21 protein-coding genes are annotated in these 24,710 nt (G+C 72.5%); 16 read left to right on the forward strand and 5 right to left on the reverse strand.

What is annotated here, in order from left to right; genetic code table 11:
- Positions 1 to 2: 2 nt before the first annotated feature.
- The 4 genes from MKK82_RS27770 to MKK82_RS27785 all read left to right on the forward strand — a co-directional run bounded on the left by MKK82_RS27770 (position 3) and on the right by MKK82_RS27785 (position 3,885).
- Positions 3 to 1,031 carry an NAD(P)H-dependent flavin oxidoreductase gene (locus MKK82_RS27770; RefSeq protein ID WP_238286169.1) on the forward strand — a complete coding sequence of 343 codons (1,029 nt, stop codon included), beginning with the start codon at positions 3 to 5 and terminating at the stop codon, positions 1,029 to 1,031.
- Entirely contained in the window at positions 1,028 to 1,765 is a 738-nt protein-coding gene (locus MKK82_RS27775; RefSeq protein ID WP_238286168.1) for an enoyl-CoA hydratase-related protein, read from the forward strand. Before MKK82_RS27770 ends, MKK82_RS27775 begins: the two co-directional genes overlap by 4 nt.
- Positions 1,762 to 2,580 (forward strand): IclR family transcriptional regulator, encoded by an 819-nt coding sequence (locus MKK82_RS27780; protein WP_238286166.1) that lies wholly within the window; start codon positions 1,762 to 1,764, stop codon positions 2,578 to 2,580. Before MKK82_RS27775 ends, MKK82_RS27780 begins: the two co-directional genes overlap by 4 nt.
- Positions 2,581 to 2,685: 105 nt before the next feature.
- Entirely contained in the window at positions 2,686 to 3,885 is a 1,200-nt protein-coding gene (locus MKK82_RS27785; RefSeq protein ID WP_243987494.1) for a CaiB/BaiF CoA transferase family protein, read from the forward strand.
- 271 nt (positions 3,886 to 4,156) lie between these two features.
- Here the strand turns inward: MKK82_RS27785 and MKK82_RS27790 are convergent, their stop codons facing one another.
- Complete coding sequence (locus tag MKK82_RS27790; protein ID WP_238286164.1) at positions 4,157 to 5,122, reverse strand: GDP-mannose 4,6-dehydratase; 966 nt, start codon at positions 5,120 to 5,122, stop codon at positions 4,157 to 4,159.
- Between the two features lie 65 nt (positions 5,123 to 5,187).
- The gene (locus MKK82_RS27795; protein ID WP_243987496.1) at positions 5,188 to 6,408 is read right to left on the reverse strand and encodes a complex I NDUFA9 subunit family protein; all 1,221 of its coding nucleotides are present in this window, start codon (positions 6,406 to 6,408) and stop codon (positions 5,188 to 5,190) included.
- Positions 6,409 to 6,591: 183 nt separating this feature from the next.
- Between MKK82_RS27795 and MKK82_RS27800 the strand changes: the two genes are divergently transcribed.
- Positions 6,592 to 6,798: a hypothetical protein gene (locus tag MKK82_RS27800; protein WP_238286162.1), complete on the forward strand. Its 207-nt coding sequence runs from the start codon at positions 6,592 to 6,594 to the stop codon at positions 6,796 to 6,798.
- 24 nt (positions 6,799 to 6,822) lie between these two features.
- On the opposite strand, the gene MKK82_RS27805 is transcribed toward MKK82_RS27800, so the two are convergent.
- The 3 genes from MKK82_RS27805 to MKK82_RS27815 all read right to left on the reverse strand — a co-directional run bounded on the left by MKK82_RS27805 (position 6,823) and on the right by MKK82_RS27815 (position 12,005).
- A complete protein-coding gene (locus MKK82_RS27805) occupies positions 6,823 to 7,764 on the reverse strand; it encodes an MBL fold metallo-hydrolase (RefSeq protein ID WP_238286161.1) in 942 nt (313 codons plus the stop codon).
- Between the two features lie 205 nt (positions 7,765 to 7,969).
- Positions 7,970 to 9,193, reverse strand: a complete 1,224-nt coding sequence (locus MKK82_RS27810) for a murein L,D-transpeptidase family protein (protein ID WP_238286160.1) — start codon at positions 9,191 to 9,193, stop codon at positions 7,970 to 7,972.
- A 226-nt stretch (positions 9,194 to 9,419) separates the two neighbouring features.
- Positions 9,420 to 12,005, reverse strand: coding sequence for an ABC transporter ATP-binding protein (locus MKK82_RS27815; RefSeq protein ID WP_238286158.1), 2,586 nt, complete (start codon positions 12,003 to 12,005; stop codon positions 9,420 to 9,422).
- 379 nt (positions 12,006 to 12,384) lie between these two features.
- On the opposite strand from MKK82_RS27815, the gene MKK82_RS27820 reads away from it, so the two are divergent.
- From MKK82_RS27820 to MKK82_RS27875, 11 genes are all read left to right on the forward strand, one after another.
- Positions 12,385 to 13,044 (forward strand): cytochrome c3 family protein, encoded by a 660-nt coding sequence (locus MKK82_RS27820; protein WP_238286157.1) that lies wholly within the window; start codon positions 12,385 to 12,387, stop codon positions 13,042 to 13,044.
- On the forward strand, positions 13,041 to 16,004 hold the full coding sequence (locus MKK82_RS27825) for a TAT-variant-translocated molybdopterin oxidoreductase (RefSeq protein ID WP_243987497.1): 2,964 nt from the start codon (positions 13,041 to 13,043) through the stop codon (positions 16,002 to 16,004). Before MKK82_RS27820 ends, MKK82_RS27825 begins: the two co-directional genes overlap by 4 nt.
- 2 nt (positions 16,005 to 16,006) lie before the next feature.
- Positions 16,007 to 18,004: a quinol:electron acceptor oxidoreductase subunit ActD gene (locus tag MKK82_RS34080; RefSeq protein WP_279603313.1), complete on the forward strand. Its 1,998-nt coding sequence runs from the start codon at positions 16,007 to 16,009 to the stop codon at positions 18,002 to 18,004.
- On the forward strand, positions 18,001 to 18,546 hold the full coding sequence (locus MKK82_RS27840; protein ID WP_238286155.1) for a c-type cytochrome: 546 nt from the start codon (positions 18,001 to 18,003) through the stop codon (positions 18,544 to 18,546). The genes MKK82_RS34080 and MKK82_RS27840 overlap by 4 nt, the downstream gene beginning before the upstream one ends.
- On the forward strand, positions 18,543 to 19,604 hold the full coding sequence (locus tag MKK82_RS27845; protein ID WP_238286154.1) for a hypothetical protein: 1,062 nt from the start codon (positions 18,543 to 18,545) through the stop codon (positions 19,602 to 19,604). The genes MKK82_RS27840 and MKK82_RS27845 overlap by 4 nt, the downstream gene beginning before the upstream one ends.
- Entirely contained in the window at positions 19,601 to 20,089 is a 489-nt protein-coding gene (locus MKK82_RS27850; RefSeq protein ID WP_238286153.1) for a hypothetical protein, read from the forward strand. The genes MKK82_RS27845 and MKK82_RS27850 overlap by 4 nt, the downstream gene beginning before the upstream one ends.
- Positions 20,086 to 21,051: a cytochrome c oxidase subunit II gene (coxB, locus tag MKK82_RS27855; protein WP_238286152.1), complete on the forward strand. Its 966-nt coding sequence runs from the start codon at positions 20,086 to 20,088 to the stop codon at positions 21,049 to 21,051. The genes MKK82_RS27850 and coxB overlap by 4 nt, the downstream gene beginning before the upstream one ends.
- Before the next feature lie 145 nt (positions 21,052 to 21,196).
- Complete coding sequence (locus tag MKK82_RS27860) at positions 21,197 to 22,873, forward strand: cbb3-type cytochrome c oxidase subunit I (RefSeq protein ID WP_238286151.1); 1,677 nt, start codon at positions 21,197 to 21,199, stop codon at positions 22,871 to 22,873.
- Positions 22,870 to 23,529 (forward strand): cytochrome c oxidase subunit 3, encoded by a 660-nt coding sequence (locus MKK82_RS27865; protein WP_238286150.1) that lies wholly within the window; start codon positions 22,870 to 22,872, stop codon positions 23,527 to 23,529. Before MKK82_RS27860 ends, MKK82_RS27865 begins: the two co-directional genes overlap by 4 nt.
- Position 23,530: 1 nt before the next feature.
- Positions 23,531 to 23,842: an oxidase gene (locus tag MKK82_RS27870; RefSeq protein WP_238286148.1), complete on the forward strand. Its 312-nt coding sequence runs from the start codon at positions 23,531 to 23,533 to the stop codon at positions 23,840 to 23,842.
- Positions 23,843 to 23,921: 79 nt separating this feature from the next.
- On the forward strand, positions 23,922 to 24,707 hold the full coding sequence (locus tag MKK82_RS27875) for a class II glutamine amidotransferase (protein ID WP_238286146.1): 786 nt from the start codon (positions 23,922 to 23,924) through the stop codon (positions 24,705 to 24,707).
- The last annotated feature ends 3 nt before the right edge of the window (positions 24,708 to 24,710 follow it).

Genomic DNA, 24,710 nt, shown 5'->3' on the forward strand with positions numbered 1-24,710 from the left:
CGATGAGCGACGGTCCCGAACGGATCCCGGCCGGGCGCCTGCCCGAGGCTCTGCGCGGCCGGCTCGCCCTGCCGGTGATCTGCGCGCCGATGTTCATCGTCTCCGGGCCGGAACTGGTGATCGCCCAATGCCTCGCCGGCGTGGTCGGCTCCTTCCCGGCCCTCAACGCGCGTCCGGCCGCGCTGCTGGACGAGTGGCTCACGCGGATCACCCGAACGCTGGCCGAGGCCCGGGCGGCGGATCCCGCGAGGAGGATCGCGCCCTTCGCGGTGAACCAGATCGTCCACGCCTCGAACGACCGCCTCGCGCAGGATGTCGAGGCCTGCGTCCGGCACCGCGTGCCGATCATCATCACCTCCCTGCGGGCGCCGGACGCGGTGATCCGCCCGGTCCACGCCTATGGCGGCGTGGTGTTCCACGACGTCACCACCGTCCGCCACGCCGAGAAGGCCCTGGAAGCCGGCGTCGACGGGCTGATCCTAGTCTGCGCCGGGGCGGGCGGGCATGCGGGGACGCTGAGCCCCTTCGCCCTCGTCGGCGAGATCCGGCGGTTCTACGACGGGCCGCTGATCCTCTCGGGGGCCATCACGTCGGGCTCGGCGATCCTGGCGGCCCAGGCCATGGGTGCCGACCTCGCCTATATGGGCACCCGGTTCATCGCCACCCGGGAGGCGAACGCCGCCCCGGCCTACAAGGACATGATCGCTGGCAGCGCGGCGGCCGACATCCTCTACACCCCCTACTTCACCGGCGTGCCGGGCAATTACCTGACGCCGAGCATCCGGGCCGCCGGGCTCGATCCCGAGGCCCTGCCGGTGCGCGACAAGACCGCGATGAACTTCGGCAGCGCCAGCGTGAAGGCGTGGCGCGACGTCTGGGGCGCCGGCCAGGGCGTCGGCACCATCGCGGATGCGCCGGCCACCGCCGACCTCGTCGCCCGGCTCGCCCGGGAATACGCGGCGGCGCGGGCGCGGGCGGCCGGCCTGTCGGCGGAATACGGTGCGGACCTCGCCGGCGAGGCCGCCCCGTGAGCATCCGCGTCGCCGATCCGGAGCCCGGGATCCGGCTCGTCACCATCGACCGGCCGGAACGGCGCAACGCCCTCGACCGGGCGTCCTATGCGGGCCTGACCGCCGCCGTCGCGGCCGCCGCCCAGGACGAGGCCGTGGGAGTCGTGGTGCTCACCGGCGCGGGCGGCTGCTTCACCGCCGGCAACGACCTCAGGGATTTCCAGGACGTCGCAGCGGGGGGCGACAGCCCCGGCCTGACCTTCCTCAAGGCCCTGCGCACCTGCCCGAAGCCGGTGGTGGCGGCCGTGGAGGGCCACGCGGTCGGCATCGGCACGACGCTGCTCCTCCATTGCGACCTCGCCTATGCGGGGGACGGCGCCCGGTTCCGCCTGCCCTTCGCCGCGCTGGGTCTCAGCCCGGAAGGCGGGTCCAGCTACCTGCTGCCCCTGGTGGCGGGCTCGAAGCGCGCCGCCGAGCTGCTGATGCTCGGCGAGCCCTTCACCGCGGAGGCCGCCGCCGCGGCCGGCCTCGTCAACGCCGCCGTCCCGGCCGGGACGGCGCTCGACACCGCGATGGCCAAGGCGCGCTCCCTCGCCGCCCTGCCCCGGGCTTCGATCGCCGCCACCAAGCGGGCCCTGCGGCGCGGCCACGAGGAGGCCGTGGCCCGCGCACTCGACGAGGAGGCGGTGGTCTTCCACGCGCTGCGCCGCGCCCCGGAGGCGCAGGCAGCCTTCGCGGCCTTCCTGCGCCGATGACCGACGCGGAGACAAGCCTCCTGCCCGGGCTCGACGCCCCCGGTCCCGGCGCCAAGGAGGACCGCCACTTCGTCACGGCCCTGGCTCGGGGGCTGGCGGTGCTCGCCTGCTTCGGGCCGGGCCGCACGAGCCTCGCCAACCACGACATCGCGGAGGCCTGCGGATTGCCGCGGTCGACCGTCTCGCGGCTCACCTACACGCTGACGAAGCTCGGCTACCTGCAGCACATGCCCGAACTCGGCCGCTACCGCCTCGGCACCGCCACCATCGCGCTCAGCTCTGCGGCTCTGGGCGGCCTCGACGTGCGCGCCATCGCCCGGCCGGTCCTGCGGGCGGTCGCGGAGGCGGCGAACGCCTCGGTGGGGCTCGGGGTGCGCGACCGGCTGAGCATGCGCTACGTCGACTGCCAGCGCGGCCCGGCGGCGATCTCGCTCAACCTCGACACCGGCTCGCGCATCTCGCTCGCGCGCAGCGCCATGGGCCGCGCCTACGTGGCGATCTGCCCGGAGCGCGAGCGCGCGGGCATCTACGAGGACCTGAAGGCGCTGGATCCCGTGGCCTGGCCCGCGCTCCGCGCCGGGCTCGATCGGGCGGTGGACGAGCACCGGGAACTCGGCTGCTGCACCTCGTTCGGCGAGTGGCAGGAGACGGTCTGCGCCATCGCGGTGGGGTTCCATCCCGGCGGCGGCCTGCCCCCGATGGCGGTCAATTGCGGGGCCCCGACCGTCATCACCGACGCCCGCTTCCTCATGGAGGTGGCGCGTCCGAAACTGATCGACGCCGTGCGCAGCCTCGACGGCGTGATGGGCGCTTAGGACTCCGCGGCTGGCCCGATCCGGGGCCCGTCGCGCCGGCGCCGCGCTCGCCGCGCACGCGTCGGGACAGGCGGTCTTGTCCGCCCCGGTATGGTGGAGAACACGATGACGACCGAACAGCCCGACCTGCCGCTCGCGGGGATCCGCGTCCTCGATCTGTCCCGGGTCCTGGCGGGGCCCTGGTGTGCGCAGGTTCTCGGCGATCTCGGCGCCGACGTGATCAAGGTCGAGCACCCGGAACGCGGCGACGACACCCGCGACTGGGGCGTGCCGACGAGCCCCGGCAACACCTCGTATTTCGACAGCGTCAACCGCAACAAGCGCTCGATCGGCGTCGACCTCGCGACGCCGGAGGGGCTGGCGATCGTGAAGGCGCTCGCCCGCGAGAGCGACGTGCTGGTCCAGAACTTCAAGACCGGCGGGGCCGAGAAGCTCGGTCTCGGCTACGGGGCGCTCTCGGCCGAGAATTCGGGGCTGATCTACTGCTCCATCGCCGGCTACAGCTCGGACGGCTCGGAGGCCGGTCGCCCCGGCTACGACCTCGTCGTCCAGGGTGAGTCCGGCGTGATGGCGCTCAACGGCGAGGCCGGCGGGCCGCCCCTGAAGTTCGGGGTCGCGGCGGTCGACCTGTTCACCGGGCAGTTCGCCGCGCAGGCCGTGCTCGCCGCCCTGTTCCAGCGGGAGCGGACCGGGCGCGGCAAGGCGATCGACCTCGCCCTGTTCGATTGCGGCGTGGCGCTGACCTCGTATTACGGCCTGGAGGCGCTGGCCCGGGGCATCGATCCGCCCCGCTACGGCAACGCCCATCCGTCGATCGTGCCCTACGGCGTGTTCGAGGCCGGCGATGGGCCGGTGGTGATCACGGTGGGCAACAACGGCCAGTACCGCCGTTTCTGCGAGCAGGTCCTCGACCGCGCGGACCTCGTCGCCGACCCGCGCTTCTCCACCAACCTCGACCGCTCCAAGAACCGCGCCGCCTTCATCCCGGTGCTGGAGGCCGAACTCGCCAAGTGTGAGCGCGCGCCGCTGATCGCGCGCCTGCGGGCCGCCGGCATCCCCTGCGGCGAGGTGATGGGCCTGCGCGAGGCGCTGACCTGCGACCGGGCCCGGGAGGCCGGGCTGGTGGTCGCTGCGCCCGAGAACGCCCACGTCATCGCCCCACCCTACCGCCTCGACGGCCGCAGGCTTCCGGTGCGCCGCATGCCGCCGGGGCTCGGGGCTTCGAGCGCGGAGATCCTGGCCCAGGAGCTGAATTATCCGGAGGCCGAGCGGGACGCGCTCACGGCCAAGGGGGTGGTGCGGTAGCGGCGACGCCATGACTTCGCGACCTGGCAGAAGCGGGGCGGAACGGGCAAGCTTCGGCGGGTCGGCGACGGTTCCGCGCGTCTTCTTCCCCCCGCGAAGGGGCGTGCGCAGGGGAAGTCTCGCCCCCCACACCTACCACCGAACGGGGATCTCAAACCCGACATGGGGATCTGCGAGCCCGCGGACGGGGAGGGCGTGCCGCGGAGCCGGTCTCCCGTTCGCGAACCGCGTTGCGTGAACGTGAGGGCCCGCACGCCATCGGGAACCCGCCTCATCCCGCGCCGTGCGAAGCCGCCAGCCGCGCGCGGGCATCGTCCAGCACCCGCGTCAGGGAGGCTTCCCACGCGATCCGCGGCTGCCAGCCGGTGGCCGCGTGCAGCCGGCCGGCGTCACCCGCGGCCAGGGGGATCTCCGCGGGCCGCACCCGCTCGGGAGCGACCCGGATTTCGAACGGCACCCGTGCCAGGGCCCGCAGGTCGTCGAGCACGCTCGCGATGGTCCGGGGCCGGCCCGAGCTGATGTTGAATACGCTACCCTCCGCCAGGGCCGCGGCCCGGCCGATGAGGTCGGCATAGGCGGCCGCCACGTCGGCCACGTCCAGGAAGTCGCGGTAGGAGGAGAGGTTGCCGACTTCCAGGCAGGGCGGCACCAGCCCGGTCTCGATCCGGGCGATCTGGCCCGCGAACGAGGCCACCACGAAGCGCTCGTCCTGGCCCGGTCCGATATGGTTGAACGGCCGCAGCACGACGAGCTTCACGCCGATCCGGGGCAGCAGGTCGCGCAGCAACTGCTCGCCGACCCATTTTGACCGGGCGTAGGTGTTGCGCGGCAGGGGTTCGGCCGCCTCCGTGAGGGCGTGCCCGGCCAGGAAGGCGCTGCCGTAGACCTCGCCGGAGCTGACGAAGAAGAACGTGCAGCCCGGCACCGCCTCCACGGCCGCCACGAGGTTCATCAGGCCGTTGACGTTCACCCGCCAGGTCTGCCCCGGCCCGCTGGTGGAATCGGCCACCGAGGCGAGGCCCGCGAGGTGGAGGATCTCGGTGGGCCGGAACCGCCCCACGAAGGCGGCGAGTGCGGTCTCGTCGAGGAGATCGATCGCCTCGTAGGTGACGCCGGCCGGCAGGGCGGGTGGCTCCCCGCGTCCGATCCCCGCCACGCGGTCGCCCGCCTCCGCCAGGAGCGGCAGGACGTGGCCGCCGACGAAGCCCGCCGCGCCGGTGACGAGGATGCGTCTCACGTCCGGTCCGCCGATCCCTGGTTTGACGGCGTGGTCAGCGCCACGCTCGGGCGAGGGGCCGGCACCTATCCCGATTTCCGGGTGCCCCAGCGCGGGGCGCCGCGGTTCGGCGAGCTGCCGGCATCGGCGCCGATCGCCGGTCCGGAGGCGGTCTGCGGCCGGTGCTGCGAGCTGGCCGCCATGGGCGTCGAGGCCAGCATGTCGGGCACCTCGGACAGGTGCTCCTCGTCCCGCTCGGTGGAGAACTGACCGGCCTTGCGGAACGTCCAGAGATAGCCCGGCACCACCGCCTCGGCGGCGGTCGGGGTGATCCCGATCCCCTCGAAGGTCCGGCCCTCGGCCCGGGCGGTCTCCGAGACGACGTTGTCGTTCTGGAGGAGGATCACTTGGTCGCGGGTCAGCTTCAGCGCGTCGGGCAGGAGACCGAAGGTCAGGGTGTCGGCGATCTCCAGGAGCCGGGCCTGGAGCTTGGCCGCCGGCAGCGGCAGGTCGACGATCGCGCGCTTGCGCCGGATCGTCTTCAGCATGTAGCGCACGAAATGCTCCAGCGTGCCCACCTCCGGGCCGCCGAGTTCGTAGACCTTGCCGCGCGCCACGGTCCCGTCCACCGCCCGGGCGATCGCCTCGGCGACGTCGCCCACGAAGGCCGGCTGGAAGCGCGACTGGCCGCCGGCCAGCGGCAGGACCGGGAGCGCCCGGGCGAGGCTGGCGAAGCGGTTGAAGAAGCTGTCGCCGGGACCGAACAGCAGCGAGGGCCGGAACACCACCGCGTCCGGGCAGGCGGCGAAGACCCGCGCCTCGCCCTCCGCCTTGGAGCGGGCGTAGAGCGAGGGCGAGGCCGGATCGGCCCCGATCGCCGAGACGTGGATCATCCGCGCGCCCTGGCTGGCCGCGGCGCGGGCGATGGCGTCGGCGCCGTCGACCTGCAGGCGCGCGAAGCTCTGCGAGCCGGTCTCCTGCAGGATGCCGACGAGGTTGATCAGCACGTCCGACCGCTCGGCGGCCCGGGTCACCGAATCCGGGTAGCGAAGGTTGGCCTGCACGGCCACGATCTGGTTGACCTTGCCCAAGGGCTGCAGGAACAGCGCGAGGTCCGGCCGCCGCACCGCGACGCGGATCCGGTAGCCGCGCTTGGCCAGCGCCCGCACCACGTGCCGGCCCAGGAAGCCTGAGCCGCCGTAGATCGTCACGAGCTGGTCCTGCGGGCGCAGCGGGCCCGGCCCGGCGACGGAAGTGGGCCCGCTGTCCTGCGTCGTCCGCGCGGTGGTGGTCTCTTGGCCGGTCATCGCCGTGGTCTCGGGTTCCTGGCGCGCACCGGGGCGCCGTACAGGCGCCTACTTAGTGCGGCGCGCGAGGGCGTTGCAATCAGGCGAGGTCCGAAGATTTCGGGTTTGACCGCGGCGCGAGGCGGGAACAGGTGCGGGACCCGCGCATTTTTTCCGGCCCTCTCGCCGCGCCGGAGCTTCACCATGATCGTTGGTATGCTGATCTCCGCGGGGATCGCCGTGTTCGGGCTCCTCGTCGCGCTGGGCCGCATCGGCCACCCGATCGATGCCCAGCTCGTCAGCACCTACGGCTGGAGCATCCTGATCATCGGCGTCGCGCTGTTCGTGCTGTTCGCGGCGGGCCGGTTCAACCGCTCGCGCAAGGCGCGGTCCGCCGCGCGCTCGGCCTGAGCGGGCCGCCGGGTCGGCCTCTGTTCAGGCGACCTTGATCCGGCGGCGCAACTCGCGCGCCACCGCGGGGCGGCCTCCGGGTCGGCGGCTCACCGACCGGGGGGCGCCGACCGTGATGCTCTGACGCTCCCGGGCGATGAAGGCGCCGGGCATCTCGGCCTGGAGGTCGGCCTCCATGTCGCGCAGGGCCGTGTCGGAATGGGCCGGGTGCAGATGGATGATGGCCAGCGCCTTGACGCCGGCCATCCGCGCCAGCTCGACGCCCTTCTGCCACGTCGAGTGACCCCAGCCCCGGCAGGTGGGATATTCGCAGTCGGTGAACATGCCGTCGTAGACCATCAGGTCGGCACCCTCGACGAACTTGGCGAGCTCCGGATCCGGCCAGGGATCGCTGTGCTCGATGTCGCTGATCAGGCACAGGCGGCGGCCGCCATGCTCGAACCGGTAGCCCACCGAGCCCTGCGGATGGTTCAGCGGGATCGTCCCGACCTGCGTCCCGTCCGGGAAGGTCAGGGTCTGGCCCGCCTCGAAGCCGTGGTGGTGGAAGGTGCAGCACAGCTTGTCGAGTGTAACCGGGAACAGCGGCGGCGCGAACAGGCGGTCGAGGGTCGGTCCGGCCGACTCGCCGCCGAGATTGCCGCAATAGGTGTTGATCACCCGGTCGGAGTCGAGGACCGCCGGCTTGAAGAAGGGGAGGCCCGCGGTGTGGTCGAGGTGCAGGTGGCTGAACAGCAGGTCCACCTCCTGCGGCAGGTCGGTCCGGTGGCCCTGTCCGAGATTGTAGATGCCCGAGCCCGCGTCGACGATGAACATCCGATCGCCGCAGCGCACCTCCAGGCAGGGCGTGCTGCCGCCGAACTCGGCGTATTGCGGGCCGCTGACGGGAGTCGAGCCGCGGACGCCCCAGAAGCGGAGGACGAGGTCCTGATCGGCCGCCGGACGAGCCGGTTTGGAACTGTTGGACATGGCGATCACGAATCTGCGGACGGGCAGTCCCGATCGGTTATGATCGAAACCCCGTCGCCGTTCCGGGAAGGGTGCTCTGAATACGGCAGGCCGACGTCGCGAAAGTATCGCTTGTCCCCTGCCGTATCATGAATTGGTGTGCCGGGGACTGCCGTGATGTGCGGCTGCGCACACGGACGGGCCTCTGCCGGGGGCCACTGCATGCCTAGAGGCTCTCGGCCGAGGCCAGAAGACTCGGGGCCAGAAGACTCGCGGCCCGGAGACCGAAGGCCGAGCCGTGAGGGTCCGTCCCGCCCGAGGTTCCGCCGGCGAGATTCGCCGCCAGCCACGTGGGCAGCCCATCGCCGTAGCGCGTCAGGAATCGGGTCGTGAGGCCCCCGAACAGGTCGCGCGGGCGCTCGTAGACCGGGACGAAGCCGGCCATCCGGCGCGGCGAGAGGACGGAATCGGGGGCCGCCCAGGCCGCCCAGACGGTTTCGGGCACGGGGCGCGCGGCCCGGTGTCCGGGCACGACCACCACCTCCTGCCCGGCGAAGGCCAGGGCCTCCGGCCGGCTGATGTCGCCGACCGCCCCGCCCCGGGCCGTGTAGGCCGCCCAGAAGGCGTGCTGCCCCCCGTCCGAATAGGTGGTGCGCACGGCCGGCTCCCCCGCCTCGGCGAGCGCCGTCATCCGCGCCTCCTCCACGGCCCGGCGGGTGGTCACGGCGGCCTCGATCGCCGGGACCCGGGACGGTGCGAAGGCGTAGCGGCCCGCCGCCACCGAGACCTGGAGCTCCTCGCGGCTCGCCTCGAACCGGTCGGAGCCGGCCTTGAGCTCGCGCCAGAAGGCGATGTTGGGGTCGGTCCGGTGCCGCGCCATGGCCTCGGCGGTCATCCGGAACGGATAGGACTGGAACTGGAAGGCCGCCTGGCCGCCGTTCAGCGCATCGCGGGCGATGGCGTAGATCTCGCCGACGGTCGCGTTGGTCATGGCGAAGCAGCCCATCGACGAGCAGATGCCGTGCACCATCACGGCGGAGCCGGTGCCGCCGTGGGCCCGGTCGTAGGCGTTGGGATAGCCGACGTCGAAGGACAGGTAGTAGTGCGAGTTCGGGTTCATCTGACGCCGCGGCACCGTGTAGAACCCCTCCGGCGTCTGCCGGTCGCCGGTCTTGCGCTTGGGGCCGAGCTGTCCGGACCAGCGGCAGATCGGGTAGGTCTTGATGAAGACGTATCCGGCCGAACCCTTCTTCCAGACCTCGATCTCCGATTCCTTCTTGTAGGCCCGGAACAGCACCGGCGACGCGGCCGTGACGCCCTTCTGGGCCATCAGCGCGAGGGTCGCGGCCGGGATCGGCGCCTCGGCCTTCCCGGCCTGCGCGGCCGCCGGACCGGCGAGGGCCAGCAGCGCGAGACCGGCGGCGAGCGTTTTCAGGAGCGTTCGGGGCATGAACCGTCCGGGCTGACTCGGCCGGGCTGACACGGCGGGCTCACTCGCCGGGATGGCGCCGGACGGGCACGGTCCCCCGAGCTGACGGAATATTGCGGCGGCCGTGAGGCTGCGGTTCCGCCCCGTCCAGGGCAGAAGGGGCGGTCCGACCCATCGCGTCTGCGCGCGGCCAAGCGACCCGGAACGGCGCGACGGCATCCGGTGCGGCGCGGCCCGGCCGCCTCGCTCAACCCGCCGGGACCGCCTCCCGGGGGGCGGCCGCCGTGGCGGGCGCCACCACCGCGCTGTTCTCCACCGCGATCACCGCGTCGAACGGCTCGACCCCCTCCGGGACCCCCGTCTCGGGCAGGCAGACGATGAGGCCGCGCCCGGCCCGTACCTGCCGCAGGCGGGCGAGGCGGTCGCGCAGGCCCTCGGCCTTGCGCTCGTCGGCCGCGATGGCCACGACGAGGATGTCGGGATCGCGCGCGAGGCAGCGGCTCAGCTCGATCGCCACCCGCTCGCGGGCGTTGATCGCGCCGTCCGCGAGCGCTCCGGTGCTCGGTTGGATCTCGACCTTGCTGTCGAGCCCCAGCCCGTAGACCGCGGCTTCCAGGCCCTCGTCGGCCAGGATGCGGCGCACCAGCTCCCGCACCCGGGGCTCGGCATTGGCTTCGCCGAGGCTGATGCGGCCGAACAGCAGGTTCTCCTCCAGGCTGGCGGCGGGATTGACCCGGGTGGGATCGTGGAACTCCACCGCCCCGGCGAGGTGGGGGGGCAGCATCCGCGCGAAGGAGCGGCGCGCCTGGACCAGCCGGGCCTCGAAGGCGGCGTCGATCAGGCCGAAGCGGTGGCGGGTCTCGCTGTAGCGCAGGGACAGCCCGATCAGCCGCGTGCGGTCCCGCTGGCCCGCCGGCCCCCGGCGCAGGCGCACTGCATCGGGAAGCCGCACCACGAGATCCTCGAAGTACCCGCGCTCCGAGGCCTGGAACAGCGAGTAGGCGTCGAACAGCGGGTGGTCGTTGGGCAGGTCGGCGAAGATCTCCACCGTGCTGCGGGCCACCGACAGGCCGATCTCCGTGAGCGGGCGCACCAGCTCCTCGGCCTCCAGAACCGCCCGCAGGTAGGGGTGGCGGGCGAAGCGCAGGGGCGCGAAGGCGCCGCCCACCGGCTCGCCGAACAGGATGTTCTCGCCGACGCTCGCCTGATGATTGTAGCGTGTCGGGTCGAAGGGCTCCACGAGGCGCTCGGCCCCCTTGGCGGCGAGCGCCTGGCGCATGGTCCGGCGCGCGGTGACGATGGCGGCCGCCAGACGCGGCTGCGCCGCCGGGTCCAGCTGCCCGGTCAGCCCGCGAGCGTAGACGAAGCCGTCGAGCCCGGTGAGCCGGCTGATCCCGATCAGCGCGATATCGTCGGGGGCGCTCACCGGGTCGGTGCCGTAGAGCAGGTTCTGGCGGAGCGACCCCGCCATCAGGATCGCCTCACCGGACGCGAAGGCGATGCGGCGGGCGCGTTCGGCGGCGTCGAAGCCGCGCAGGTCCGTGCCCGCGTAGGTGACGGCGCCGGCGGTCGGCTCCACCTGGCCGGCCAGGACGGCGGCCAGCGCCCGGGCGCCGCTGCCGCGGCTGCCGGTGATCGCCACATGCCCCGGCATGGCCAGGGCCACGTCGACGCCGGTCAGGCGTTCGCCCGTCGCCGCGTCGAAGGCGCCGACGCCCTCCGTCGCCAGGATGCCCGATCGCGGCAGAGGCGAGGCGGCCCCGGTCCGGCCTGCCCGCGCCTGCCGGCCTTCGAGGGACGCGATGATGCGGGCGAGGTCGCGGAAGCGGGGGCGCACCGCCCTGCGCACCGTCCAGAGCCGCGCGCAGACGGCGGCGAGCCAGCCGGCGAGGCCGAAGGCGCCGGTCGCCGCCAGCAGCGCGGCCGGATCCACCGCCGGGACCGGTGCGGCGTCGGGCCCGGACGAGCGCCACAGGGCGGTCCCGACCGCGATCGCCGGCAGGATCACCGCGAGCGCCAGAGCCGGGGCCCGCGCGTAGGCGAGCCGCGCCTCGGCCCGCGCCACGTTGGTGCGCATCGCGGTGACGCGCGCCGCGATGCGCCCCCGCTCAAGGGCGGCGGCCCCGTGGCTGCGCACCGCCGGCAGCCGTCGGACGAGGTCGTTCAGATTCTCCTCCGCCCGCGCGCTGGAGCGCAGGCGCAGGTCCTGCCGGTCCCGCGCCCGGTCGAGCACCAGCCCGTAGGCGAGGCCGACCGCCCCGAGCCCGACGATCGCAGCCGGGACCAGTCGGGGAGCGGCGAGCGCCGCGAAGCCGAGCGCCAGGATCAGGGCCGCGAGGGTCATGGCCGGCAGCACGATGCCGGCAGCGAGGAGCCGGTCGGCCCGGGCCAGGACCTCGCCGACGATCCGGGCGAGGCTGCGCGCTTCGTCCCGCGCTCCGGCCGGCGCGTCGAGGATCGTCGCCAGGACCGCATTGCGGACCGTGTCGGCGGCCCGGTTCTGAGCCTTGAAGCAGAGGCGTGCCACGCTCCAGCCGAGTGCGGCCAGGACCACCGCGCAGGCGGCGATGCACACGAAGGCCGCGAGCTCGAGTTCGACGGGACGCATCGGCATCCCGGGGACCAGCACGACTTCGCGGCCCGGCAGCGGCACGGCGAGGCGCAGGAAGGGCAGCACCGGCGCCTCGTCCCGCGGCAGCACCGCGATCAGGTCGCGCAGGCACAGCAGCGCCAGGGCGCAGAGCGGGGCGCCGACTCCGACCGCGAGGGCCGCCGCGGCGGCGTGAAGACGCCGGGCGGCGCGCCAGGTCAGGACGAGGGGATCGGATTCCATGCGTCTCCGATGGGGATCGGGCGGGTCGGCCGCAACCTTGCGCATAGGCTTTCACGCCCGCGGCGGGAAGGGCGGTAGGATTGGCGGCGGGAAAGGCCGAGGGATGGGCGATGCGTGCGGTCCGGCCCCGTGCGACATGTCGGCCGGACTGATTCAAGTTCTGGCCCCAGTCTGGGAGCGCTCTAGGTTAGGCCCTGTGCGCACGGCGCGGCCCCCGGTACCGTCGAGCGGTCCGGCTGCCGCGTCCGTCCGAGCCGCACTGGGCGGGCCAGCCGGCGCAGTACGTTTTCGGCCGGGATCAGAGGATGAGGCGACGCGTGCGGCGAGGGGCTGAGCAGACCGAATGCCGCCCGGCCGGCCCGATGCCCGGGGTCGCCTGATGGCGCAGCTGTTCACCCCCGGTGCCGACGCGCTCTACCGCCTGGCCCTGATGACCGGCGTGGCCTGCCTCGTCGGGCTTCCGGTCCTGGCGGCCGGGATCGTGCGCTCGAACTACGTCACGGGCGTCGGGATCGCGCCGGCCCAGCCGCTGCCGTTCAGCCACAAGCACCATTCCGGCGAACTGGGCATCCAGTGCCGCTACTGCCACACCACGGTCGACCGGGAGGCCACCGCCGGCATCCCGCCGACGCATACCTGCATGACCTGCCACTCGCAGATCTGGACCGGCTCCGAGATGCTCAAGCCGGTGCGCGACAGCTACGCGCAGGACAAGCCCCTGGAATGGGTGCGGCTGAACAAGCTGCCGCAATACGTCTACTACAACCACTCCGTCCACGTGACGAAGGGGATCGGCTGCTCGACCTGCCACGGCGACGTCACGTCGATGCAGATGACCTACCGGGCCAACGCCTTCGAGATGCAGTTCTGCCTCGATTGCCACCGGGCGCCGGAGAAGTACGTCCGCACGCCGGATCAGGTCTGGAACATGACTTGGAAGCCGCCGGCCGATCAGGCGACCCTGGGCCCGAAGCTCGTGGCGCAGTACCATATCCGCGGCGGGGAGCGGCTGACCGAATGCGGGATCTGCCACCGATGACGGCCGCTCCCGACCTTGCGGCCCTGCGCGCCAGACTGGCCGGCGGCGACGGCCCGCGCTTCTGGCGCAGCCTCGACGCCGTAGCTGACAGCGCGGAGTTCCGCGCCTACCTCGCGGCCGAGTTCCCCTCCGCGTCGCGGCTCGCCGCCGCGCCGGAGCGCCGCGGCTTCCTGAAGCTGATGGCGGCCTCCTTCGCCCTGGGCGGCCTCACCGCCTGCGGCGGGGGCGGGGGGCGCGACTACGAGGTGCCGTACGTCAACCAGCCCGAGCGGATCGTGCCGGGCACGGACCTGTCCTACGCCTCGTCGGCGCTGTTCGACGGGTTCGGCAACGGCATCCAGGTCACCACCCGCAACGGCCGCCCCCTGAAGGTCGAGGGCAATCCCGAGCATCCCTGGAGCCGCGGCGGCACCGACGTGCTGGCCCAGGCCTCGGTGCTCGGGCTCTACGACCCGTTCCGCTCCCAGGCGGTGCAGCATCTCGGGCGGCCGAGTTCCTGGGCGGCGTTCCGGTCCGACCTGCAGGGGCGGCTGCCGGGGTGGCGCCAGACCGGGGGCGAGGGCCTCGCCCTGCTCACCGGCCCGGTGACCTCGCCCAGCCTCGCGGCGCAGATCGCCCGGCTGCGGGCCGCCTATCCGGCGCTGCGCTGGTACGTCGGCGCCGGGGCCGGCCGCGACGGGATCTACGAGGGGGCCCGCCGGGCCTACGGGCGGCCGCTGGAGACCCATCCCGATTTCGGGCGCGCCCGCACCATCGTGGCGCTCGACGGTGATTTCCTGGACCTCGGCCCCGGTCAGGTCGGCCTGTCCCGGCGCTGGATCGAGGCGCGGCGCGCGGCCTACGCGGAGGGCCGTCTCCTCACCCTCCACGCGGCGGCGCCGACCCCGACGCTGACCAGCGCCAAGGCGGATCGCGGCGTCGTGGTGCCGGCCGGCCGACTCGAGGCTCTGGCCCGGGACCTCCTGGGTCTGGCCGCGGACGGCGCCGCTCCCGCGGGCGACGATCCCGTGTCCCGCTGGACGCGGGACGCCGGCGCGGCGCTCAACCAGGCCCGGGGCGCCGGCATCGTCACCGCCGGCCTGGGCGCGGGCCCGGAGTTGCAGGAGCTCGTGCACCGGCTCAACGGCGCGCTCGGCAACACCGGAACGACCCTGGTCCACACGGCGCCCGCGGCGGAGACCGGTGCCGGCACCCTGGCGGATCTCGCGGAGGCGATGGGGCGCGGCGCCGTCCGGGCCCTCATCGTGCTCGGCGCCAACCCGGTCTACGAGGCGCCCGGCGCCCTCGACTTCGCCGCCCGCATGGCGCGCGTGCCGCTCAAGATCCATGCGGGGCTCTATTACGACGAGACCGGCGCCCATGCCGACTGGCATCTGCCCGCCGCCCATCCGCTGGAATCCTGGGGCGACGTCCGGTCCCTCGACGGGACCGTGGGGCTGATCCAGCCGACGATCGCCCCCCTGTACAACGGCCGGACCCTGCCGGAGATGCTGGCCCTCCTGGCCGGCGCGGGCGGGGGCGGCGGACAGGAGGGGCTGGACCTCCTCAAGGCGCAGTGGCGGAACGCGGGCGAGGACGACGCTGCGTTCCAGGCCCGCTTCTCCGAGGCCCTGCGCCGGGGCCTCTGGGTGGACAGCGCGCATCCGGCCGAGCCGGTCGCGCTGACGCAGTCCGTGCCCCCCTCCCCCTCTCCCGCGCCGCCGGCAGGAGTCGAGGTGCTGTTCCGCCCTGATCCCACCATCTGGGACGGTACCCATGCCGACCTCGCGTGGCTGCAGGAACTGCCGAAGCCCCTGACCAAGGTGGTCTGGGAGAACGTGGTCGCGGTGAGCCCGCGGCTCGCCGAGCGCGCGGGGATCGCCACGGGCGACGTGCTGCGCGTGGAGGCGGAGGGCCGTGCCGTCGAGGGCCCGGCCTGGATCCTGCCCGGCCAGGCCGACGACACCGTGACCCTCAGCCTGGGCTACGGCCGCGACGTGCCGGACCACCTCGCCCGCGGCCTCGGCTACGACGCCGCCCCCCTGCGCCCGCCGGGTTCCCCCTGGCGGCTCGCCGGCGCCAAGCTGACGAAGACCGGCGAGCGGCGCATGCCGGTCACCACCCAGCACCTCGGCACCATGGAGGGGCAGGATCTCGTGCGCGTCCAGGCGCTCGGCGCCGCGCCCGTGGGCGACCCGAAGGGCGCGCCGGCGCCGGCCTCGTTCTATCCGCCCCCGGAGAGCCAGGATCGATGGGTCGCCGCGCAATGGGGCATGGCGATCGACCTCGACGCCTGCATCGGCTGCAACGCCTGCGTCACCGCCTGTCAGGCCGAGAACAACATCCCGGTGGTCGGCCGCGAGGAAGTCGAGAAGGGCCGCTGGATGGGCTGGCTGCGGGTCGACCGCTACTACGCGGGCGAACTCGACGCGCCGAGCACGCATTTCCAGCCGGTGCCCTGCATGCATTGCGAGCAGGCGCCCTGCGAACTCGGCTGCCCCGTGGAGGCGACGCTCCACGACAGCGAGGGCCTGAACCTGCAGGTCTACAACCGCTGCGTCGGCACCCGGACCTGCCAGAGCTACTGCCCCTACAAGGTCCGCCGCTTCAACTACCTCGACTACACCGGCGGCATGACCCCGGTGGAGCAGCAGCAGCGCAACCCCGAGGTCACGGTCCGGGCCCGCGGCGTGATGGAGAAGTGCACCTACTGCATCCAGCGCATCACGGCGGCGCGGATCACCTCGGCCAAGGATGCCCACGCCCCCATCCCCGACGGCGCCGTCGAGACCGCCTGCCAGGGCGCCTGCCCGACCCGGGCGATCACCTTCGGCAACGTCGCCGACCCGGGCAGCCAGGTCTCGGCCGCCCGCCGGGACCCGCGGGAATACGCGCTGCTCGGCCACCTGAACACGCGGCCGCGCACCACCTACCTCGCCGGGCTCGCCCCCGCCGCGGCCCCGGCCGGACGGGAGGGCTGAGCATGTCCGGCGCCCTGATCCGGCCCGACGCGACCCTCCAGGGCATCGGCGGCGCGGTCGCCGCCATCCCGCTGACGCATCCCGGCAACCGGCGCTGGTGGATCGCCTTCGCGGGGTCGGCCTCGCTCCTCGGCCTGTTCGCCCTCACCCTCGCCTACCTGCTCTACGCGGGGCCCGGGATCTGGGCCAACAACAACGCCGTCGTCTGGGCGCTGGACATCGCGAGCTACGACTGGTGGATCGGCGTCGCCTCCGGCAGCCTGCTGGTCTCGGCGATCCTGCTCCTGCTCGGGGCGGAGTGGCGCGGGGCGGTGAACCGCGTCGCCGAGACCCTGGCGCTGCTCGCCACCGCGGCGGCCGGACTCTACCCGATCATCCATCTCGGGCGGCCGTGGTTCTTCTTCTGGAACCTGCCCTACCCCAACACCTACGACCTCTGGCCGCAGTTCCGCTCGCCGCTGCTCTGGGACGCGATCGACATCGTGTCGTTCCTGGTGATCTGCGTGAGCCTGTGGTTCATCGGCCTGCTGCCGGACCTCGCCACCCTGCGCGACCGGGCCTTCGCGGAGGCCATGCGCCAGGCCGACGCGAAGGCCCCGACCCGCAAGCTCGCGCTGCTGCGCGCGCAGGTCTACGGCATCGTCGCCTCGGGTTGGCGCGGGTCTGCGGCCCACTGGCAGATCTGGCTCCAGGCCTACCGGACGGTGGCGCTCCTCGGCGTGCTGCTGGTGGTCTCGGTCCAGACCGGCGCGTCGGTGATGCTGGCGGGCTCGCTGATGCCCGGCTGGCACAGCACGCTGCTGCCGGTGAGCTTCCTGGTGAACGCGGTCTATTCGGGCGTCGGCGTCACGGCGGTGATCGTGATGCTGATCCGCCTCGTCTACGGCCTCGACGGCCTGGTGACGGCCCGCCACCTCGACGTGCTCGGGCGGCTGCTGCTCTGCCTCGGCTGCGCCAGCGCCTATTGCTACGCGGCCGAGTCCTTCGACACCCTCCTCAACGGCGACGCGCAAGCGCGCGCCGTGCTGGTCCGGCGCGTGACCGGCGCCCACGCCCTGGTCTCCTGGACGGCGATCCTCTGCCTCGTCCTCCCCGCGCAGGTCCTGTGGTCGGCGCGCGCCCGCGCGGCGCCGCTCGCCATCGCGGCGGTGGGGCTCCTCGTGGCCGTCGGCGCCTACGCGGACCACGTCATGGTCCTGGTCGTCACCCTGACCCAGGACTTCCTGCCGTCCTCGAAGCTGCCCTACACGACGGATGTCTGGGGCATCGCCACCTTCGCGGGCTCCGTCGGCCTGTTCCTGACCCTGCTGCTCCTGTTCCTGCGCTACCTGCCGGCCGTCTCGATCGTCGAGAGCCGCCGCCTCGCCCTGACGGCCTCGCCGGCCGCGCAGGACGCCGCCCGCGCGGCCGCGTCCCGGGCCGCCGCGCGGCCCGAGGAGAACGCGGTCTCCGCGCCCCTGTGGGGCGTGTCCGCGACCTTCGCGAGCCAGGGCGACCTCGCCGCCGCCCTCCAGGCGGTCTCGGGCATCAGCCCGGATCACGTCCATCTCGACGGGCACGGCCCGGTGCCGATGCCCCGCACCCTTCGCGCCCTGGGTCTGGAGGGCCGCTCGATCCTGCCCTACGCCCTGGCCGGTGCGCTGCTCGGCGGCACCGGCTTCTTCGCCCTGTGCATCTACGCCACGGCCTACGACTACGTCTTCCTGATCGGCGGACGGCCGCGCCTGTCCTGGCCCTCCTTCGTGGTGCCGAGCGTCTCCTTCGCGATGATGGCGGGCTGCGGGGCGATCCACCTCGCGCTCCTGGTGCTCAACCGCCTGCCCCGCCTGAACCACCCGGCCTTCAACATCCCGGGCTTCCTGCGGGCCTCGGAGGACCGGTTCTTCCTCTCCGCGGAGGCGCGCGGCGACCGGTTCGACGCGGGCCGGATCGAGCGGCGGCTCGCGGCCCTGCCGGCCGAGGCCGGGCGTCCCCTCGAGATCCGGCGGATCCCGCGATGAGGAGCGCCGTCCTCCGCACCCTGCCGCTCGCCCTCCTCGCCCTGGCCCCCCTCGCCGCCTGCGGCGAGGCCGACATGGCCGATCAGGCCCGGGCCAAGACCTGGGACAAGAACCCGTTTTTCCCGCGGGAGATCACCATGCGCCAGCCGGTGGCCGGCACCGTGCCGCGGGTCGATCCGGCCCGCGCGGCGCCGCAGCCGGCGACGATCACCCGGGACCTGCTCGACCGGGGCCGGGAGCGCTACGGGGTGTTCTGCACGCCCTGCCACGGCCAGGACGGGCGCGGCGCCGGCATGATCGTCGCGCGGGGCTTCCCGTCCGCCGGCAACCTCACGGCCGAGCCCCTGCGCAGGGCCTCCGCGGCCGAGATCTACGACGCGATCGCGAACGGCCGGAAGGCGATGTTCGGCATGGCCCAGATGATCCCCTCCGCGGACCGCTGGGCGATCGTCGCCTACGTCCGCGCCCTCCAGCTCAGCCAGGATGCCGCCGTGGCGAGCCTGGCCGCGGAGGATCGTGCCCGCCTGGAGGCCAAGCCGTGAGCCGCCGCGCCCTCCTGGGCCTCGCCGGGCTCGGTCTGCTGGCCTGCTGCCTGACAGCGGGCGGCTGGCGCGGCGCGACGGCCTCGTATCTCGCGGCCTGGCTGGTCCTCCTCGCCCTGCCGGTCGGCGCCCTGCCGGTGGTCATCGTGGCCGAGCGGTTCGGCGCGCGCGTCCGCGCCCGCGGCGGCATCGAGATGCTGGCGGGCCTGCGCCGGCTGATGGCGCTGATGCCGGTCGCGGCCCTGCTGTCGCTGCCGGTTCTGGCCGCCGTGTCGCTGCTCTACCCGTGGGTGGCGGCCCCGGCGCGCACGCCTCTGGCCGGCCTGTGGTTCACGGTGCCGTTCTTCGCGATCCGGGTGGTCGCCTATCTCGGCACCTGGACCTGGCTGGCGCTGCGCTTCGCCCGGCCGTTCGACGCGCCCGGCGAGGGGCGGACCGTGCCGGCGGTGGGGCTGCACGCGGTCATCGGCACGCTGTTCGTCACCGACGTGGTCGCCTCCCTGGACCCGCGGCTCGATTCCACCCTCCTCGGCCTGCTCGTGATGACGGCCTGGAGCGGCCTCGCCTTCGCGGCGGCGATCCTGCTCGCCTGGGAGGAGCCGGAACCCGTGGGCCGCGGCCGGACCGCGCCCGGCCGCGGCCGGCTGGTGCCCCTGGTCGTGCTGCTCGGGCTCTGGGCCTACCTGCACTTCGTGCAGTTCCTGATCGTCTGGTCGGCGAACCTGCCGCCCGAGGTGTCGTGGTACTTCGCCCGCGGCGGCTGGCTCGGGCGGGCGCTGGCGATCGTGGCCGGCGCGGTCGTGGTGCTGGCCGGGCTCGCGACCCTCCGGCCGGGACGCCCGACCACCCGGATCCTGGCCGGCGCGGCGCTCGCGGTCCACGCCCTGGAGATGTTCTGGCTGGTCACCCCGGCCCTGCGGGACCGCTTCGTCCTCCGGCCCAGCGACGTGCTCGCCGCCTGCGCCGTGGCCTGCCTCGCCGCCGCGCTCCGGCCGGTCCTGCGGCCGAGTGCCGACCGGGCGGCCTCCGAGGCCCGCCGCGCCGGGAGGCCGGCATGAGCGCGGGCGGACCCTCCGGGCTGATCCCCGCGATCCTGGCCGGCCTGACCCTGCGCGGCAGCGGCTTCCTGGCCGGGCGGCCGCAGAAGCCCGCCGCCAACGCCCCCCGTGAGCCCGACGGGCCGGGCCACGAGACCCGCGACGTCGACGTCCGCAACACCGCCCTGGTAATGGCCGGCCTCGCGCTCGCGGTGCTGACGGTCGTCGGGACGATGATCTGGATGATGAGCACCTTCGCGGCCGGTCAGCGCCAAGCGCTGCCCGCGCTGACGCCCCAGCAGACCACGCGGCTCGTGCCGCCGCCCCCGAACCTGCAGGCCGACCCGTATGCCGACCTCAACCGCCAGCGGGCGGCGACGGAGGCGCATCTGGACGGCTACGGCTACCGGGACGAGGCCCGAACCCGCGCCCGCATCCCGATCGGACGCGCCATGGACCTGATCGTCGGCCGCCCCCTCGACGCGGCGGAGCCCGGAGACCGATGACCCCGGGCCACGATTCCCTCCAGCTCTGGCCCGCCGCGGTCTCCGCCACCGCCACCGAGACGGACGTGCTCATCCTGGCCTTCACGGTGCTGACGCTGCTGCTGACCGTGCCGGTCTTCCTGGCGATCACCTATTTCGCGGTGCGCTACCGCGAGGGTTCCGAGGCGGACCGCAGCCCGTCGGGCATCCGCTCGAACCTGATCGAGATCAGCTGGATGCTGATCCCGTTCCTGCTGACGCTGATCTTCTTCGTCTGGGGCGCGCGGCTGTACATCCACTCCAAGAACCCGCCTCCCGACGCCATGGTGGTCGAGGCGATCGGCCGGCAGTGGATGTGGAAGTTCCAGCATCCCACCGGCCAGTCCGAGATCAACGACCTGCATCTTCCGATCGGCCAGCCGATCCGCCTGCGCATCATCAGCCAGGACGTGATCCACGCCCTCTACCTCCCGGCGGTGCGCCTGCAGGTCGCCGCCCTGCCCGACCGCTACACCGACCTGTGGTTCAAGGCCGACAAGACCGGCACCTACCACCTCTACTGCTCGGAATATTGCGGCACCGACCATTCCGTGATGGGCGGCGAGGTTACCTTCATGAACCCCGGCGATTATCAGGACTGGCTGACCCATGCCGGAGCGCAGCAGGGCAAGGTCGCGGCCGGTCGGGCGCTCTACGAGGCCTTCGGCTGCGCCGGCTGCCACGAGCCCGGCTCGTCCGTGAGGGCACCGAGCCTCGCGGGCCTCTACGGTTCCTCGGTGAAGCTCGCCGACGGCCGTACCGTCACCGCCGACGAGGCATGGCTGCGCGAGAAGATCCTGAACCCGAACGGCGACCGGCTCGCCGAAGGGTACAAGCAGGTCATGCCGAGCTTCGCCGGGCGGATCCCGGAGGACGAACTGGGACGGCTGATCGATTTCCTGAAAGCCTATCCGGCTCCAAGGGCCGCGGACGCGACACGATGATGACCGGCGTCACCTCGGAGATTCAGGGGTCGGCTTGCAGGCCGCGCCGCTCTCCCTCCCCCCGCAGTGCTGGAAGGAAGACCCGCGTGATCGTCCGGCCGCTTCGCCTCCTTAGACATTCGCCAAGGCGACCGAGGGCGACACGATGAGCGCATCGGGCAGCATCGGCGGCACCGCCCGCCGCGAACCTCACACCCCGGAATCGACGATCGGCCGCAAGGCCGACTACCTGCACGCGGAATCGACCCTGCGTTCGTGGTTCCTCACCACCGACCACAAGCGCATCGCGATCCTCTACCTCGTCTCCATCACCGGCTTCTTCGTGATCGGCGCCCTGGCGGCCGGAGTGGTGCGCCTCGCGCTCGTCGTGCCGAACGGCGCGATCATGACCAACGACACCTACAACAAGGCCTTCACCATCCACGGCGTGGTGATGGTCTGGTTCTTCCTGATCCCGTCGATCCCCGCGACCTTCGGCAACTTCCTGATCCCGCTGATGATCGGGGCCAAGGACCTCGCCTTCCCGAAGCTCAACCTGACGAGCTGGTACGTGTTCATGGCGGGCGCCCTGTTCACCCTGGTCTCGGTGGTGCTCGGCGGCGTCGACACCGGCTGGACCTTCTACGCGCCGCTCTCCACCGCCTTCTCGAACACCTGGGTGCTGCCGGCGCTGATCGGCGTCACCATCGTGGGCTTCTCGTCGATCCTGACGGGCCTCAACTTCGTGGTCACGATCCACACCATGCGGGCCCCCGGCATGACGTGGTTCAAGCTGCCGATCTTCGTCTGGGCGCACTACGCCACGAGCCTGATCTTCCTGCTGGCGACGCCCGTCATCACCACGGCGCTGATCCTGCTGATCGCGGAGCGCGCCTTCCACATCGGCGTGTTCGACCCGGCCTATGGCGGTGACCCGGTGCTGTTCCAGCACCTGTTCTGGTTCTACTCGCACCCGGCCGTGTACATCATGGTCCTGCCCGGCATGGGGGTGATCTCCGAGATCGTCCCGGCCTTCGCGCAGAAGAAGCTGTTCGGCTACCGCTTCGTCGCCTACGCGTCGATCGGGCTGGCCTCGGTGACCTTCTTCGTCTGGGGCCACCACATGTTCGTCAACGGCCAGAGCGACCTGGCCTCGCTGGTCTTCTCCGCCCTGTCCTTCGCGGTGGCGGTGCCCTCGGCCGTGAAGGTCTACAACTGGACCGCCACGATCCATAAGGGCTCGCTCCGGCTCGACACGCCGATGCTCTACGCCATGGGCTATATCGGCCTGTTCGTGCTCGGCGGCCTCACCGGCCTCTACCTCGCGACGCTCGCCATCAACCAGCACATTCACGCGACCTACTTCGTGGTCGCCCACTTCCACTACATCATGGTCGGCGGCACGGTGCTGGCGTTCCTCGGCGGCCTGCACTTCTGGTGGCCGAAATTCACCGGCCGGATGTACAGCGAGCCCTGGGGCCGGGTCTCGGCGATGCTGATCTTCCTCGGCTTCAACGTGACCTTCTTCCCGCAGTTCATCCTCGGCTATCTCGGGATGCCGCGGCGCTACGCGACCTACCCGGCCGAGTTCCAGCTCCTCAACGTGCTGTCCTCGGCGGGCGCCACCATCCTGGCGGCGGGCTACATCTTCCCGATGCTCTACCTCGTCTATTCCCTGTGGTTCGGGCGGAAGGCGCCCGCCAACCCGTGGAACGCGAAGGGGCTCGAGTGGGAGACCGCCTCCCCGCCGCCGACGCACAATTTCCTCACGCCCCCGGAGGTCCCGCGCATCCCCTACGATTACCCGATCCAGGCCCAGGAATCCCGGGACCAGCACGGATGAGCCAGCCCCTGGCGGACGGCGTCGGCGTCGCGCGGGCCGAGCATTTCGAGAGCATCGCCCAGCAGCGCGCGGCGGCGACGCTCGGCATCTGGGCGTGGCTGATCACCGAGCTCCTGCTGTTCTCGGCCCTGTTCCTGGTGGCGCTGATCACCCGCATCCAGCATCCCGAGGCGACGGTCGCGGCGGCCAAGCACCTCAAGTTCTGGATCGGCGCCACCAACACCGTGGTGCTGATCTGTTCCAGCTTGACCATGTCGATGGCGATCGAGTTTTCCCGCATGGGCTGGCAGCGCGCCATGGTCCGGGCGATGCTGGCGACCGCGGCGCTGGGCGGCCTGTTCCTCGTGCTGAAGGGCTACGAGTACTACGCCGACTGGGACGAGCACATGATGCCGTTCCTGAGTAGCCGCCCCTTCGCGCTCGCCGAGACGCCGGCCGCGCGGCTGTTCGTGAACCTCTACTACGTCGCCACGCTGCTCCACGCGCTGCACCTGTTCACCGGCATCGCGCTGCTGCTCGGCATGACCTGGATGGCCGCCAAGGCCGGCTTCCTCGCCCGGCACCAGAACTGGATCGAGATCTACGGCCTGTACTGGCACTTCATCGACCTCGTCTGGATCCTGGCCTTCCCGATCCTCTACGTGGTGAACCGGTAGGATGCGCAATCCCCTCGCCGCCCTGCGTGCCGACGACCGCGCCCAGCTCCGGAAGCGCCTGCGCACCCCCGTGCTCACCTTCCTGGCGCTGCTCGCGCTGCTCGCCGTGAACGTCACGCTGGGCGCCACCCTGCCCTTCGCGCAAGTCTGGATCGTCGAGCTCGGCGTGGTCGCCGTGATGGTGGCGCTGATCCTCCTCGTCTCCATGGAGGTGATCCACGAGCCGCCGCTGATCCGGCTGTTCTCGGGGCTCGGCTTCTTCTGGGTCGCCATCCTGTTCGGGATGACCCTGACCGACTATCTCGCGCGCTGAACCGCGCGAAATCCGTTGTCCGGGCGGCCGAACACTCCTAAACGTCGCCGCTCCCCCGCCCTGCCCCGGTCGAAACCCGATGTGCGAACTGCTCGGCATGAGCGCCAACGTGCCGACCGACATCCGCTTCTCGTTCGCGGGGCTCGCCCGGCGCGGCGGCGAGACCGGACCCCACGCCGACGGCTGGGGCATCAGCTTCTACGACGGCCGCACCTGCCGCAGCTTCCACGAGCCCGAGCCGAGTTCGCGCTCCCAGCTCGCCCGGCTGCTGCGCGACATGCCGATCAAGAGCCGGATCGTCGTCGCCCACGTGCGCAAGGCCAATCGTGGGCGGGTCAGCCTGGAGAACACCCACCCGTTCGCCCGGGAATTGTGGGGCCGCCGCTGGACCTTCGCGCATAACGGCCAGCTCAAGGGCGTGAAGCGGCTGCCGCTCGGCGGCTTCATGCCGATCGGCTCCACCGACAGCGAACACGCCTTCTGCTGGATGCTCGGTCGCCTCCAGGCCCGGTACAAGGCCCTGCCCCGGCCCGAGACCCTCGACCGGGCCGTGGCCGACCTCGCGGGCGAGCTGCACGCGCTGGGCGTGTTCAACATGCTGCTCACCGACAGCCGCACCCTCTACGCCCATTGCGGCAAGCGGCTCTGCTACCTCACCCGCTGCGCGCCCTTCGGTAAGGCCACCCTGATCGACGAAGACTGGCAGGTCGATTTCGCGCAGGAGACCACCGAGCACGACGTGGTGACGGTGATCGCCACCCAGGCGCTGACCCGGGACGAGTGCTGGACCGACCTCGCCCGCGGCGACGTTCTGACCCTCCGGGACGGAGCGGTGCGCCTGTTGCGACCGGCAAACTTAGCTTAAGTG

The organism is Methylobacterium sp. E-046 (genome assembly GCF_022829625.1).
In the GTDB taxonomy this organism is placed as follows: Bacteria; Pseudomonadota; Alphaproteobacteria; order Rhizobiales; family Beijerinckiaceae; genus Methylobacterium; species Methylobacterium longum.